At 65.3% G+C, this 15,200-nt stretch carries 10 protein-coding genes and 1 pseudogene; 8 read left to right on the forward strand and 3 right to left on the reverse strand.

The window, feature by feature from the left end; translation table 11 throughout:
• Nucleotides 1-29: 29 nt before the first annotated feature.
• The 6 genes and pseudogenes from ACIBP6_RS09310 (at nt 30) to ACIBP6_RS09335 (ending at nt 7,619) form a co-directional block, all read left to right on the forward strand.
• On the forward strand, nt 30-752 hold the full coding sequence (locus ACIBP6_RS09310) for a hypothetical protein (protein ID WP_397050397.1): 723 nt from the start codon (nt 30-32) through the stop codon (nt 750-752).
• Nucleotides 753-1,002: 250 nt separating this feature from the next.
• Nucleotides 1,003-1,632: a TnsA-like heteromeric transposase endonuclease subunit gene (locus ACIBP6_RS09315; protein WP_397050399.1), complete on the forward strand. Its 630-nt coding sequence runs from the start codon at nt 1,003-1,005 to the stop codon at nt 1,630-1,632.
• A gap of 41 nt (nt 1,633-1,673) precedes the next feature.
• The gene (locus tag ACIBP6_RS09320; protein ID WP_397050401.1) at nt 1,674-3,839 is read left to right on the forward strand and encodes a hypothetical protein; all 2,166 of its coding nucleotides are present in this window, start codon (nt 1,674-1,676) and stop codon (nt 3,837-3,839) included.
• Nucleotides 3,832-4,965, forward strand: a complete 1,134-nt coding sequence (locus ACIBP6_RS09325; RefSeq protein ID WP_397050403.1) for an ATP-binding protein — start codon at nt 3,832-3,834, stop codon at nt 4,963-4,965. The genes ACIBP6_RS09320 and ACIBP6_RS09325 overlap by 8 nt, the downstream gene beginning before the upstream one ends.
• A pseudogene (locus ACIBP6_RS09330) lies at nt 4,965-5,408 on the forward strand (TniQ family protein); the annotation flags it as partial. The gene ACIBP6_RS09325 and the pseudogene ACIBP6_RS09330, both read left to right, overlap by 1 nt.
• 177 nt (nt 5,409-5,585) lie before the next feature.
• The gene (locus ACIBP6_RS09335) at nt 5,586-7,619 is read left to right on the forward strand and encodes a LysR family transcriptional regulator (protein WP_397051495.1); all 2,034 of its coding nucleotides are present in this window, start codon (nt 5,586-5,588) and stop codon (nt 7,617-7,619) included.
• A gap of 422 nt (nt 7,620-8,041) precedes the next feature.
• Here the strand turns inward: ACIBP6_RS09335 and ACIBP6_RS09340 are convergent, their stop codons facing one another.
• Nucleotides 8,042-8,680, reverse strand: a complete 639-nt coding sequence (locus tag ACIBP6_RS09340; protein ID WP_397050404.1) for a hypothetical protein — start codon at nt 8,678-8,680, stop codon at nt 8,042-8,044.
• A 278-nt stretch (nt 8,681-8,958) separates the two neighbouring features.
• Here ACIBP6_RS09340 and ACIBP6_RS09345 point away from each other — a divergent pair, with 278 nt between their 5' ends.
• The gene (locus tag ACIBP6_RS09345; protein WP_397050406.1) at nt 8,959-10,887 is read left to right on the forward strand and encodes an AAA family ATPase; all 1,929 of its coding nucleotides are present in this window, start codon (nt 8,959-8,961) and stop codon (nt 10,885-10,887) included.
• A gap of 179 nt (nt 10,888-11,066) precedes the next feature.
• Here the strand turns inward: ACIBP6_RS09345 and ACIBP6_RS09350 are convergent, their stop codons facing one another.
• Complete coding sequence (locus ACIBP6_RS09350) at nt 11,067-12,467, reverse strand: hypothetical protein (protein WP_397050408.1); 1,401 nt, start codon at nt 12,465-12,467, stop codon at nt 11,067-11,069.
• A 155-nt stretch (nt 12,468-12,622) separates the two neighbouring features.
• On the opposite strand from ACIBP6_RS09350, the gene ACIBP6_RS09355 reads away from it, so the two are divergent.
• Nucleotides 12,623-12,877 (forward strand): helix-turn-helix transcriptional regulator, encoded by a 255-nt coding sequence (locus ACIBP6_RS09355; protein ID WP_397050410.1) that lies wholly within the window; start codon nt 12,623-12,625, stop codon nt 12,875-12,877.
• 77 nt (nt 12,878-12,954) lie between these two features.
• On the opposite strand, the gene ACIBP6_RS09360 is transcribed toward ACIBP6_RS09355, so the two are convergent.
• The gene (locus tag ACIBP6_RS09360; protein ID WP_397050411.1) at nt 12,955-15,195 is read right to left on the reverse strand and encodes a DEAD/DEAH box helicase; all 2,241 of its coding nucleotides are present in this window, start codon (nt 15,193-15,195) and stop codon (nt 12,955-12,957) included.
• Nucleotides 15,196-15,200 lie beyond the last annotated feature (5 nt).

The raw sequence follows: 15,200 nt of genomic DNA on the forward strand, positions 1-15,200 counted from the left end.
CTGTCGGTGGCGGCGGGCATGATCGAGGCATGACCGAGACGCCGCCCTTCACCGTCCTGGCCGACGACACGGCCTACGCCGAAGCCGTCCAGCTCTCGCTGGACTCCGCCGCCGCCTACTACGCCGACGGCACCTCCACACTCGACGACGACGCCTACGACCGGCTGGTCCGGGGCATCCAGGCGTACGAAGAGGCCCATCCCGAGTCGGTGCTGCCGTCCTCGCCGACGGGCAAGGTGGCGGGCGGCGCCGTGGTCGGCGACGTGCCGCACACCGTGCCCATGCTGAGCCTCGACAACGTGTTCGGCGCCGAGCAGCTGGCCGACTGGGCGGCCGGGCTGGAGCGCCGGCTCGGGCGGCCGGTCACGGCGTGGAGCGTGGAGCCCAAGCTCGACGGGCTGGCGATCTCGGCCCGCTACCGCCACGGCAGGCTGGCCCAGCTGGTCACGCGCGGCGACGGCACCGCCGGCGAGGACGTCTCCCACGCCATCGGCACCATCGTCGGCCTGCCCGACCGGCTGGCCGATCCGGTCACGGTGGAGCTGCGCGGCGAGGTCATGATGACCACGGCGCAGTTCGAGGAGGCCTGCGCCAAGCGGCAGGCGCACGACGGCACCACGTTCGCCAACCCGCGCAGCGCCGCCGCCGGCACGCTGCGCGCGCAGGACCGGCCGTACGTCTGCGAGCTGACGTTCTTCGGCTACGGCGTGCTGCCGCCGCCCGGCGACGAGTCCGAGCTCGCCGCGCTGTAGCGTCCCAGCCTGGGTGGCATTTTCCCAAAGATCTTGGCGGCTTGATGGCATCTCGTCCCGGGTCAGTGACATTGCTTGGGGTGCCAGCTTGAGATTTGACTCTCCATAGCGTCATGAATCTGTCACTATGCGTCATATGGTTAGCGGTCCTGCCGCGACGGCTTCGTACGCGACAGCTACGGTGTCAGCACGCGCCGCGGACGGCAAAAGCCAGACCACCACGGCGCTATCGCTGGTAAGCATCGAGTGGATGAAGTCCGTTGCGCCATGGCGGACACTCCGCTGGCATGAAGGGCAGCGGCATTTTCCGGGTTTCTATTGGTCTGCCACCATGGCGGACCTGGTGATCTATGAATCTCGGTTGGAGCTGGCGAGATTGCTGTACGCCGACTTCGATCAATGCGTGTCCTGGATCGTAGCTCAGCCATTCCTACTCATGGCCCAAATTCGAGGAGATACCCGGCGGCACGTACCGGACTTCCTGCTGATCACGAACACCGGGCCGGTAGTAGTGGACGTCAAGCCGCGCAAGCGGCTGGAGGTAGAAAAGGTCGCGTTCACGCTAGCGTGGACGCGAGACCTCGTCGAAGAGCGTGGCTGGCGGTATGAGGTGTGGTCCGAGCCGCCGTCGGCCGAATTGGCGAACTTGCGACTGCTTGCAGGTTTTCGCCGCGACTGGTTGTTCGATTCGGATTTGTTGCGAGCGTTGATCGCAGCGGATCTCGAAGGTCGCACGGTACGCGAGGCTCTGGCTGCCGTCACTGGATGGCCGCAGCGGCTTGTTCGTTCTCATCTGCTTCACCTGCTTTGGAAGCAGGTCTACGGCGTGGATCTGACAATAATGCTTTCGGGCGACCATGTGCTGGAGCGGCCAAGATGAGCTGGGCCGGGGTGAGATTCGGGGTAGGGACTCGGCTGCTGTTGGACGCCGAGACGGTTGAGATCGTTGAGCTGATGGCCACCCAGGCGGGTAACGAAGTTGTCTTGAAGGACAGATTGGGCCGTATACGGCGTATGTCGCAGCGAGAGCTCCTGTTCGGCGATCGAGCCAGGGTGATCCCGAATGTCGACGGGCCGGAGGTCGATGACCTGTACGAGACCGCCAGTGCAGTCCTGAGTCGGCTGACACCCGCTCAACTGGCGCAAGTAGCAGAGCGAGCGGCCCACTTAGAGGAGACATTGACCGGTTATCGCTCGGGCAGCGCGGAGGTGCCGCAGCCTGGTGAGCCCCATGCCGGATACGACCCAACGCTACCGCTGACCAAGAGGTACACGGCCAAGGCCAGCGAACTCGGAGTCGGCCGTAGGACCTTGGAACGCTGGATCAGTGACTACAAGTCCTTCGGTCAGGCGGGCTTGGTGGCAAGTTTCGGCTTTGAGTCCCAGAGCGCGGGGCCGTTAGGCCGGGCCGATCCGCAGTGGGTGGAGATGGCGTTGGAAGTTATGGCCGAGTACACCAACGAGTCCGAGCCGACCATGGCCTTCGTCGCTGACCAGATCGCAGCCCGGTTGACGGCCCGCTACGGGCTAGACGTGGTGCAAGTGCCCAGCAGATCGGCGACCTATCGGTATCTGGAGGAGCTGAATCGCAAAGTCCCCACCTTCCACAGTAGCTCCAAGCGGCGCAGAGAAGCAGCTGACCGGCCAAAGAAGGCCTATGGACGGCTCCGTCCGACGCGGCCGGGCGAGTATGTGCTGTTGGACACCACCCGATCGGATGTGTTCGCGCTGGATCCGATCACGCTGCGGTGGGTGCAGGCGGAAATCACGGTTGCCATGGACTGGTATGACAGGTGCATCGCCGGGCTTCGGGTGACGCCAGTGTCGACCAAGGCCGTGGACGTCAGCGGCGTTCTATATCAGGTCTTCCGCCCACGCCCGGCCGGCAAGGACTGGCCGCCACATGCCGTCTGGCCCGAGCATGGCCTTCCGCGGGGTGTGCTGGTCGACCGCGATGCTTTCACCTCGACACCGTCACGTTCAGGAGCGATCGCGCCGCGAGTGCCAGAGACGATCGTGATCGATCATGGCAAAGTGTTCCTTTCGGCGCATGTGACCAGCGTTTGCCGACGATTGGGGATCTCAATTCAGCCCGCGAGGCTACGCACGGGCCGAGATAAGGGACCGCTCGAGCGGTTCTTCCGCACGTTGCGGCAGGGGCTACTGGAGCGGTTGCCCGGCTATAAGGGGCCAGATGTCTACTCACGAGGGCTCGATCCCGAGGGCCAGGCATTTCTGTTTCTGGATGAGCTCGAAGCGCGTATCGCCACGTGGATCGCGACCGTCTACCACCATCGGCCGCACCGTAGCCTGGTCGACCCGCACATGCCGGGTCTAAAGCTTTCGCCGGCGATGATGTTCGAGCACGGAGTCGCCCGATCGGGCTACGTGGAGGTGCCACGGGATCCGAACCTTGGCTTTGAGTTCCTGAGGGCGGAGTACCTGCCAGTCCATCACTATGGAGTGGAGGTGAATCGCTGCCGCTACAACGGCGACGTCCTGGAAGACTTTCGCCACCAGACCAGCCCTTACCTGGGCGAGGCCAAGGGCCGCTGGCCCTTCCACATCAACGTTGATGACATCACCAAGATTTATTTCCGGCATCCCGACACTCGTAAGTGGCATGCGCTCAACTGGGAACACGCCCCGATGCTGGATACCCCCTTCAGCATGGAAGCGCTGGAGTTCGCTCGTCGCCTCGCCGCAGCAAAGTACACCTACCCCGATGACAGGCTTGCACTGCATGACCTGCTGGAACGTTGGAACCTCGGACTGAACGTGAGTCGCACCGAGCGACGGATGGCGCTGCGACTCTCACGTGAGCAGGCTGCCATCGAACTGCCTGATCTGGACGACGATCCAGCGTCGTCACTGCCCTTACTCAAGAGAACTCTCTGCGGTCCAGCCGAGGCTGACCGCCAGTGGCAGGAGCTATCCCAGGAGGCAGTCGGGGATGACGATGATGCCGATGAACTCGACCTGCTCCCCGCGCCGCCGGCATCTGTGAGTACTCGCGGCCACGACGACGCGGTGCACGAAGCCGAAGATGACTTCTACGCGACCGCTTTTAAGGATGTCGATGACTAATCGCCATCAATCCAAACACGCCGATGACCTGCGCTCCAAGCTGGATCAGCTGACGTTGTCACGCAAGGAAGGCTTTAAGCGTCTGGCAGAAAGTCCCGCCCGACCCAGACCTGAGCCCCTCACCCGCTGCCAACTAAACAACCTCCATGAGTCGGCACGAGAGGAATACAATAAGCTACGGCGCAAACACCACGCAAACCTGGGACCGATCGAAACGCCGCAGATGGCAGCTCTGCATGAAGATCTGTGGGACATCTTCGATAGCAATGATCAGGACTGCGACAAGGTCAAAGGTGGAATCGCGATCGACGCGTTCCCTGGGCTCGGCAAAACCACCGCCGCCTTGGCATTTGCTAAGAAGCTGCACCGCCGTGAGATTAGAGACAAGGGCGAGCGCACCGATTTCGGCGATGAACGATGGCCCGTATGCCGGGTCGGGCTCACCAGCAACACCAGCATGCGAGACTTCAACCGTGCCATCTTGGAGTTCTACGGCCACCCCGGCCGTTTTAGTGGCACCGCTGCCGACTTCGGGTTTCGTGCTCTGGATGCCATGCTGTCATGCGAGGCGCAGCTTCTGATCATCGATGACCTGCATTTTCTAGGGTGGAGGACCAAGAACAGCATCGAGGTCAGCAACCACTTCAAGTACATCGCGAATGAGTTTCCTGTAACCCTGCTCATGATCGGCGTCGGACTGCAGAAGCGGGGACTATTCGACGAAGGTGATAGCTACGAGGACGCTGTCCTGGCCCAGACGGGGCGCCGGACCACGCAGCTAGGCATCGCACCCTTTCATATCACCACTGGCGAAGGCCGCACTACATGGCGCAACACCTTGCTGGCGATCGAGCAGCACGTCGTTCTAGCCGACAGGTACCCAGGCATGATCGCCGATGAGCTGTCGGACTACTTGTTCGCCCGAAGTACTGGACATATCGGCTCGCTGATGACGTTGATAAATCGCGGCTGCCAGAGAGCGGTCCGTACCGGAGCCGAACGTCTGAACGTCGCGCTGCTAGACCAGGTCAAGAACGACGCTGCTTCAGAGAAGGGCCGCCAGGAACTTGAGCTTGCCTTCGCTGGCGGCAGGCTGACTAGTCGGCCGAGCCAGCGCCTGACGTGATGGACCTCCGGACGCTGCCGATCCGACTAGAACCGGTGGCTGGAGAGGCAATCGACTCTTGGTTTGAAGCGACTGCCGCGCGCTTGCACACCCCGATGGGTGAGGTGCTGCAGCAACTTGGCCTCTACCGACCTTCGCACCTAGGCCATGCTGATGAGACTGTTGACAATCGCTTCAGCGGCTGGACTACACGCCTCCGCGAGCGCCAGACCGACGCGGTCGCATACGTCACCGGGACACACCCGCAAACGATCAAGGCGATGACGTTGGAGCACTACGATGGACGCGCCCTTCGCCTCGACCGATCCGCTGGCCGAGTCACCACGCAGGTGCTGTGGGGTCGAGCCCGAGTTTCACGATTCTGTCCACACTGCCTCACCTTCAGTTCGGGAAGATGGCAACTTTTCTGGCGCCTCGGGTGGGCCTTCGCCTGTCCAATTCACGACTGCCTGCTCGCTGACCTCTGCCCGGTATGCAAACGTGTTCAGCGCAAGCATGCCCATGCCACGTATGTGATCCCTCAGCCTGGATACTGCGCCAACCCGGGAGCTAACCATGCTCGGTGCGGAGGAGCGCTTACTACGGTCGGCTGTATCCAGGTTCCCTCTTCTCACGCGGCTATGACAACGCAGCGGCTGCTCCTTCAGGCGATCGACACCGGCACTGCCGGGTTCGGCCTTTATGCCGATGATCCACAGCCAGCCATGACGGCCTTGTCCGACGTCCGAGCCCTCGCCGGCCGCGTCCTGGCCCTAGCGACAACTCAAGAACTCGCCGAGTGCCTACCCGCGGATCTTCTGGAGCCTTACAACGAGCTGTTGTCCATGTCCGTAAGCGATGTGGCCAACCCGTCTGCCCGCTTGGGGTTTACGTCTCCCCCCAGTGCCATCGCTACAGCGGTTGGTCTCACCGCTGCAGTCAATATCCTCAACCAGCGCAGCGTCCGCGAAGCCGGGCAGGCGATGCGCTGGCTCATCTCCGCTCGTCAACAGACTGCCGCGAGAGTCAACCCATCGATGCTGGCGCAGTGGGGGATTGGTACGAGCGCCGTGTTCAGGTCCGCCCAGCTCGCGGCTGTCGGCCCAATGCTCAGACCTAGCGAACAGCTTCGGCACCGGGTCACCTCCTCAAGGCCGGACACCCTTGAGGCCGTATCCGCACGCACCCTGGACCGTTCACGATCCGTCCCTAGCGTTTTCTGGCCTGCATGGTCTCTGCGGATATCACCGACGCAGGGATCACTTACGCGGCTTCTGCGGCCTGCGCTCTCATGCGTGCTACTGATCATCGGCAATCGCCTGGAGTACGCAGACGTAAGTCGACGCCTCTCCACCGTGGTCAAAGCGTCGCGCACTTCATGGTTTCTTCAAAAACTTGCAGCTGATCCAGCGTGGCCCGACATACTTGCCGCGTTGACTCGGCTCGCCGACTATCTCGACGAGTGCCCTGCTCCCATCGACTACTCACGACGACGGCGCCTGGACTACACCGGCATACTCCCGGACGCCTATTGGACAGAGATCTGCCGCCGCACCGCATTGCTGCCAGGCAAAGGCGTTCGCGTCAGATTCGCCCGCTGCCTACTGTATGAAAGGCTCAGTGGACTGCCTGCTGAGCACGCACCCTCCACCTTCAACATCACGGGCCCTGTCTTCCGCGCCGGGCTGACCGACTTCGCCACGCAACTCACTCCCGAGCTCGTCATCGAACTCGACCGAGTCGCCGACCAATTCCTGCAGGTCAACTCCATCCACGAACCGCTTTCCTGGCAGCCGCCCAATCATCTACTTGAGGGCCTTAACTTTCCTGGTCGCGATCCAGAGACCATCGACGTCAATCTGCTACACGGCTTGATCCGCGAACCAGGAATGACGCTGCCACGAGCAGCTGAAAGTCTCGGCACGACATCCGATACCATCAGGTACCTCATGGAATGCCATCCTGCGATCCCGGTTCCCATGACCATTCAACGAGCCCGGGCTGTGGGGGATGTCAAACGCTGGGCACGTATCAATCTGACCGCCAACGAAGTTTCCCGGCTCTTAGAGGAAGAAGGGCTCTCTCTCCAACAGATCGGAGCAAGACACGGCATAGGCCGGAGAGCCATCGAAGCACTCGCCCGAGAGTACAGCGTCATCACCCACCGACCGCGCCGACCCGGCCCCGGACCCACACCCCGTGTCGTAATCTCCCGAGATTGGCTGTACGACCAGCACGTCAACAGCCAACGCACCTTGACCGAGATCGCCAGGGAAACTGGTATGAGCCAGCCCAACATGGTCCGCTGGGCAGCACGGCTCAACATCCCCGTCAGACCCGGGGGCGGCCGCAGCCACACTGCGGCTCTTAACATCGCGAAACAAGCAGCAACATGTCCATCGATGCTGCAGAAAGTGCTGACCGGCGCTGGAGCTTGGGAACGGCTTGACCGCTTCGTGGCCATCGCCGACCAACCCTCCATGACGGCTGGGGCTGCCGCGCTTGGCATCAACCGCAACGCTCTCGTTCTACAGATCAACCGAATCGAGAGAGAACTCGATGGCCCTGTATTCTTCCGAGGAAATCATGGCCGTCCCATGCGACTGACCGATCTCGGACACCAGCTTCTCGTCGCGATTGCACAAGCTCAGCCATTGCGCGGCTTGCAATCATGACCATGTCGGCTGACGAACCGGCCGGGCGATGGTGGTTGGTCCTGGCCTTCGCTGCGGGAATCGCGCTCGAGGTCCGTCTCGGTCGGTGCCCGTGTTGCGGCGGCGCAGCGCGCGGGGGCCGGCGTGCCGACCCCCGCGACGATGACTCACCTTGATTCAAGTGGGATCAGGACAGGTGCAGCACCCGGACGAGGGCACCGCGTACTTCAGGCGGGAGCAGATGCCACACGCGGATGATCCATTTCAGGATCGTGAGGCATCGGAGCAGGTAGAGCATTGGATTCTCGAGGAACCGCCTGCTATGGTCGAAGGCGGTCCTTGATTCAGACGGGGACATCTTGTGGCGGGGAGCTCCCACCAGGTTGCCGCCTGGTGATGCGGGGCTCCTCCGTCGTTTCTGCGGCGCAACGCGACGTCGCGCGTTACATCGCTTTCCTTTGCGGGGTTTGGACACGGTCGCTGTCATCTTCCCTTCCCCATGCCTGCTCGGCATAGTTGTCGTCAGGCGCAGCATCTTCTGCCTGCGCCTCCTCGTACTCGAGGTCTTCAATAGGGCGGCGCGAACGACAGCGGTAGACGCCCTTGCGTTCGCGGTGCAGGCGCCCGCGGGTCACCCAGTACCCCAACGCGTTGCTGACGCGGTTGGCGGGCCAGGAGGCGCCCAAAGCCTCGAGGCGCTGCACGACGTCGGCGACGGTGAAGTCCTGGTCTGGATCGATCACCTGCCAGACCAGCCGGCGCAACGGAACGTCCTCGGCGGGCACGCGTCTCCCCCTCGGCCCGCCCCGCTTGCCCGCCTCCCGGGGGACGGACGCGGCGGGCTGGTCGGCACGTGACACTGAGGCCGCGTTGACCGTTCGGGCGGGACGGTCGTGCTGGCCCGGATCCGGGCCCGGGTCGTGCCGGGTCACCACCTCCAGGCAGGCCTGGTACAGCGAGGCGGGCACGGCCACCGGCAGCCCGAAGGTGCGCGCGTGGTCGAACGCCTCGACCACCGCGCGCAGGGAGGAGACCAGCGCGTCGATGTCGGTGGAGTCGGCACCACCGTCGGAACCCGTCACGATGCACCTCCCTCCCACGCTCCACTGTTTCACGCTTACGTGATTCGACACTCTACATGACGTGACAGGCGCGGGTGACGACGACGCTCGTCGGCCAGCCGGGTTGCCTCGTTCCCATTGCCGCCCAGGCCGTTACTCATCTAGCCTGATCGGCGCGACCTGAGCGCTGGGGGGCCACCAGGTCATGTACCACCCGTTGCCCGAGCGCTCAGGGGCTGAGCGGTGCCACCGCATGGCCGCAGGAGCGTGGGAATGCCCGTGTCTCCGAAGGAGGACATGTGTCCACCGTGATTCATCTGCTGGCCCTGCGGATCGGTACGGCGCTCGGCTGGCAGGCACCCTATGAACTCGACGCCCCAGTCGTGGCCATCGTCGGACCGGTGGACACCGGCAAGAGCTCGATGCTGGACTGCATCGCCTACGCCCTCGGGCGCGAGGTGCGAGCCTTTCGTGGAGCGGTCCACACCCAGCTCACCGATGTCGAGCTGCGCGTCCGGTTCGGCACCAGTACGTACCTGCTGCGGCGCAGCCGTCGCGAGCACAGCCACGTCACGGTATACGACGCGGGCGGCACCCTGGAGGGACGCTTCCCGGTCAAGGCCGAGGAGGGCCGCCAGACGTTGTCGGACTGGCTGCTGGCGCAGCTGGACCTGGACGAGGCCTTCGCCGCCGTCAGGCTGTCCGGCAACCGCCGGCTGGATTTCGCCGACGCGCTCCTGCCCTACTGCTACATCCGCCAGAGCGCCATCGATAACCAGATCATCCGCGACCCCCGAGACGACGAGGAACGCCTCATCGTGGCCAGGCTCCTGCTCAACCTCACCACCCCCGAGTTCGAACGCAGGGCCAGCCAGATCCGCGACGTGGACAACCAGATCGAGCGCAGCCGCAGCCGGGCCAGCACGATCGACAAGTTCCTGGGTGAATCCCCGCACACGAGCCTGGCCAGCCTCGATGAACGGATCGCGGCCCTGACGGAACAACGCGGCCGCGCCAGTACCCGGCTCGCGCAGCTACGCAACGACGCGCGTGCGGCCGACAAGGCCCTCGACCTTCACCGCGACGAGCTCTCCGGCGCGCGCCAGGAGGTGTCCGACGCCGAGACGGAGCTGGACCGCACGCGACTCGCCCACGACAGGCTCCTCGCCAAGCTGAAGGAGACCGACAACGCGCTGCACGCCCTGGCGGAGATGGAGAGGCGTGCTGCTGACTACCAGCCGCCGTTGGGCCTGGTGCAGCCGGCGTGCCCGCTGTGCAAGTCGAGCATCGCCGAGCGCCCCGTCCAGCCCGATCACTGCCCGCTGTGCACGCAGCGCCACCCCGGCACGGTGGACCCGCAGGAGCGCCAGGTGCTCATGGCCATCCGTGAGACGATCAAGGCCGACCTGGCCACGGCTCACGGTGAGGTCGTCGAGGCGCAGCAGCGGGCCGATGCCGCCTACGCCGCCGCCAAGCGTATTCACGACGGGTTCAACCAGCTCATTGAGGAGCCCGTGTCGCCGTACGCGGATGCCCTCGCCGCCGCGTCATCGGCGGTGCATCAGATCGAAGGCGAACTCGCCGCGCTCGCAGCCCTCCAAGACGCCCACCGCCGGCTGCGGCAGCAGCGCTCGGACATCGACAAGCTGAAAGCCGAGCAGGCAGAGCGGCGGCGCGAGCAGGTCGCCAACGAAGCCGAGCTGGAGTCCGCGCGCGACGTCGTCAACGCGCTCAACGACATCTTCCGTTCCGTGATCAGCAGCATGGATCTCCCGCACGCGACGGGACGGGCCGAACTGGATCCGCACACCCTGCTTCCCCTGGTCGACGACCAGTCCTTCGAACAACGGGGTGGAGGGGCGCGCAGCGCCGTCGCCATCGCCTACAGCCTGGCCCTGCTCATCTACACGCTGGGAAACGAACTGGCGCGGCTGCCGTCCCTGCTCATGATCGACTCGCCGAAGAAGAACTTCGGCGCCAACGATGACGACAGCGCCTTGGCCCAGCGAGTCTACGACGGATTCCTCAACGCCAGAAGTCTGCGCGCCAGCCTGAAGGACGACCGTTTCGACCGGCCCTACCAGCTCATCATCGTCGACAACGACATCCACGAGGATGTGGAAAAGCGCGTCCTGGTGCACCGCTTCGAGCGGGGTGAGGGGTTCATCCGGGGCTTGCGGGAACCGCACGGCCCCCACGAGCAGGGCGAGCTGGACCTCGACACCTAAAACAGCGCACCCCAGGTCCCGGCCCGTCGGCGGCCACCTCGTCAGCGCACGGCCCCGGGGCGGTCGCCGCAGGCTTGCTGTCCGCACTCCGGCCATGATCCTGGCCGCCGCAGGCGCTCAAGGCTGCGGCGGACCGCCGCGCCCAAGGGGTGCCGAGCAGGTGGCACCGATCAGATGGGTCAGCTGGCGACGCCGTGGACAGCGACCGTGCTGGAGGGGTGCCCGCCGCCGAAGGGGGTGATGATAGCGAAGACCTCGCACGGCAGGAGCTCGGTGTCCTCCGGCGTGTCGCTGTCGAGCAGCCAATCCAGCGCGGCGGCCAGCAGGTGCGGGGGCACGAGGTGGCCTCGGGTATGCACGACCCGCCATGGCGTGGGCGGCTGGTCCGCCAGTTTCCACACCGGTGCGTCCGCTTGGCTGCCGTCGGCGACGAGCAGGCCGATGTCGTGCCAGAAGGCCAGCAGGTCGGCCATGGTGTCCAGGGGCGGGTCGTCGCAGGCCTCGACCAGGGTGGCGAAGCGGGCCTGCCAGAGCTCCCACTCACGCCGGCGTGTGGCCAGCGCGCCGCGCAGCACCTGGACGCTGGGGTGTTCGTCGAGCTCGGGGTCCTCGCCGAGGGCGGGCAGCACGAGATTGGGGGGCCGGATGCCGTCCCAGATGCTGGATTCGAGCCATTGCTCGCCGCAGGACCAGCGCTCTGGTGCCTTGGCGGCGGCGAGGTCGGCCAAGACGGCGGTGGTGGCACGCGGGCGCTGCAGCAGCGCGTCGACGATTTCCGCCGAGCGGGGGCACAACGTCAGCCAGCCGGTGTCGTACAGAGCGAGCATGGCCTGCTCGTCTTTGTCGGCCGTCAGGCCGGGATGTCCGTCGAGGGGCCCAACCAGGCGGAGGCGACTGGGTGCGGCGGGCAGTTCGACACGATGAGGGCGATGCCCGTAGCGGTCGATCCAGGTGGCGGCCAGCAGCGTGCGGTGCTCCTCCAGCGCGTCCTGGATGGCTTGCATGCGCCGGTCCTGGGCGGCGCGCAAGGTGTCACGGCGCTGGCGTTCGGCGGGTGTGAGATGCGAGGCGCAGTGCTCCGAGCCGATGCCGGTGACGATGGTCTTGGCACAACGCTCCTTCTTCAGCGTGGTGCCGGCGCATTGCGCGTCGGGGTCGGGGTCCTCGCGGTAGGCGGCCGCGACGTCGCGCTTGATCTGCGGGTCGATGGGCGGCCGTGTCAGGTCCACGTCCGGGCGGACCTCGGCCGGTTCGGTGCCGGCCTCGCGGGCCTGGGCGAAGATGGAGCGGGCACGGGGCGGGCCGCTGCCCCAGGCGGGAGCCAGCGGAAGCCGGGCTTCCATGACGGCGGTGGCATGGGCGGCGTTGAGCAGCATGTCACTGGCCTCGCTGTGAACCTGGAGCTCCTCGCTGAGGTTGAGCCGCATGCCGTTGATGAGCTGCAGCACGTTGCGGATCTCCCAGGACAACTGAGCGGCCTGCATGAGCAGCCAGGCGGGTGACATGCCGCCGTGGCGATCGCGGCGAGGCGGGGTGATAGTGCGGACCGGGAGGGAGTGGGCCGGGCGGAAGCGGGTCATGCCTTCTTCTCCAAAGAGCGCGGCGGGAACGGCTGCACGCGTAAGGGGTGCGGCTGCATGCTCGCACGTCACAGCAACGCGACTGAGCACTCCTGTCGTTATTTGTACCAACGTTGGTACAGACCTTGGTGGATCATGCCCGCCACCGTGGGTAAGTGCCCGATCCGATCACCCCACGCCTCGCTGAGCTGCGCAGACAGTTCGGCCTTCGGCTGCGTGAGCTTCGTGAAGGGCACGGCCTGACCCAGGAGCGGCTGGGCGAGCTGGCCGGTGTCGACCGCAAGACGATCAACCGTATCGAGAACGGCATGTACAGCCCGCACCTGGACAAGGTGTTTCAGATCGCCGATGCCCTGAGCGTGCCGCCCAAGGACTTGTTCGAGTGGGACGGCGTCGCAAGCCGCCCATAGATGTCGTTTTCTGACATGCACGCGGTTCGCTGGACGGGTGACGGCACGCAGGGGCCTTGGGTACATCGCTTCGTTCTTCACAGGGAGGGTGCTGCGTGCCCGTCTGGGCGGGCGGGCCCACTGGAACGGATCCGCTGGCGTTCCTCTTCGAGGAGGGCGTCGAGATCGACGCCTTGGCCGACGAAGTGGGCCTCGATGTCTTCGGCCAGGTCGCTCGGGTGGGCCACCCGGTTGAAGATGTCGGCCTTGACGTGCCCGCGCTGAACCAGTCGCTCCTCCAAGGTGTCCAGGGCGATGAACCGGTAGAGCGTCACGGGACGGGTCTGGCCGATCCGGTGAGCGCGCCCGGCCGCCTGCCATTCCGTGCTGGGCTTGTCCTGCGGCTCCAGGATGACGATCACGGAGGCGCTCTGCAGGTTCAGGCCTTGGCCGCCGACGGTGATCTGTGCGATGAGAACGGCGTAGCCGGGCGCGCGCTCGAAGGCCGAGATCCGCCGTGCCCTCTCGGAGGGGGACCGGACGTCGCCGTGCAGCACGGTGCAGCCGGGTCCCAGGACAGCCTCAGCCAGCACGAGTGCATCGCGGAAGAAGCTGAAGACCAGGAGCTGTTGCTCATTGGCGCGGCATTCCTGAGCGATCTCGTGCAACCGCCGCATCTTTCCCGAGGTTTCGCCGCCGAGCGTGGTCAGCCTTCTGCGAACGGTGCTGACGTGCTCAGTAAGCGCCATGCGCTGATACGTGCGCTGTTCGGAGTTCTTCAACGGGATGAGCTCGTCGTGCAAGGTGAGCGGGGGAAGTTCCTGCATCACGTCTTCTTTGGTGCGGCGCAGGTAGACGTCGGCGATGGCGCGCCGGAAGCGATCGGGCTCACGGTGAGCGCGTTCTCCGCGCCCGAAGGCGTTGCGCAGCTCACGTGCCTTGTCTGGGTTGGCCAGCTCGATCACGTTGAGGAATTCCGTGGCGTTGTTCTCCATCGGGGTGCCGCCCATGAGCAGGCATCGTCGAGCTCGGGCGACGAGGGCGGTGGTCGCCTGGGTGCGCTGGCTCTCGGGGTTCTTGACCAAGTGAGCCTCGTCGGCGACGGCGAATCCCAGGCGTGGGAGCGGATAGCCGGCCAGTGTGGCGGCCATGTTGTAGGAGACGACCATGAGGCCGCCTTCACTCATCCAGCGGCTCCGGTTGCTGTCGGCGCCTGGGCCGCGATAGGTGGAAGCGGGCACGTCCGGGAGCGTTTCGGTGATCTCTTGCAGCCAGGTGTCGATCAGTGAGGCCGGGCAGATGATGAGGTGGTGGTGCTCACGCTCGCGCGCGATCACATGCCCGATCGCCGCCAGCGACTGCACGCTCTTGCCCAGCCCTATCTCATCGCCCAAGATGGCCCGTCGGACGACCAGGGCGAAGGCCGCGCCCAGCTCCTGATACAGGCGTAGTTCCTTGCGCAGCAGCGAACGGTCGAGGTGGACGGCGGCAATCTGACCGGCGAGGTCGGCCGGAATCGAGCCGCGGCCCGCGCGAGCCAGGAGGACCTCCTGCTCGCTGGGTTCGCCCTCGTGCACGGTGAGCTGCTCGAGTAGGGCCATCAAGGTGGCGTTGTGCCGACTCCAGGCGGTCTTGACCTCGCCGCTGGCTGGCGGTGTTCGGATGAGTCGCGCCACATGTTCGCGTTGTTGTTGCACGGCGGCCAACGGCACGCCGATGGAGGGAGCGTGCGCTCGCTCCCACAGCGTCTGATGGTCGAGGAGGAGTTGCCGCTGCCGTTCCCCGGGCGTGGTGAACCACGATCGTCGTCGGGTTGCGTGAGTCAACTGGTGCAGGTCGTACATCAAGGGCTGCAGCAGTTGCCAGGCCGGGGCTTGGGCCAGGTTTCTGGCCGCGTGCAGGGTGTACAGGGCTCGGGCGAGGTCCACCTCGTCCGCCTGCCACGTGCGCTCGTCGAGCGAGGGACGCAAATCGTCCGCCAGTGGTCGCAGAGCGTGCAGCAGGCCTTGTTCGAGTCGGACGGCGTACGTCTGCCCGATGCCGTCGAGGCGCGTCAGGCGGTTTCGGCGACGGTAGAGGTCGGCCGCGGTGTGGAGTCCGGCGGCGTACAGCGGTGCGGTGGGGACTTTGCGGCCGTCATAGTCCATCTGCTGCACGGGAAGACGGGCGAGCCGTTCCTTGATCTTGCGGTCACGCATGGCGCGCCGGGCGCGATGCGTGGCTGCGATGGCACGCTCGAGCAGATGCTGTGCCGCCTGCTGATCGTCGTGCAGGGCGGTCAGCAGGTCATGCGCCCAAGTGTGAATCTCCCTACGTTCGCGTCGTCTGGAGAACAGCACGTCGT

Origin of the sequence: Nonomuraea terrae, from assembly GCF_044465245.1 — a bacterium.
Classification (GTDB): domain Bacteria; phylum Actinomycetota; class Actinomycetes; order Streptosporangiales; family Streptosporangiaceae; genus Nonomuraea; species Nonomuraea terrae.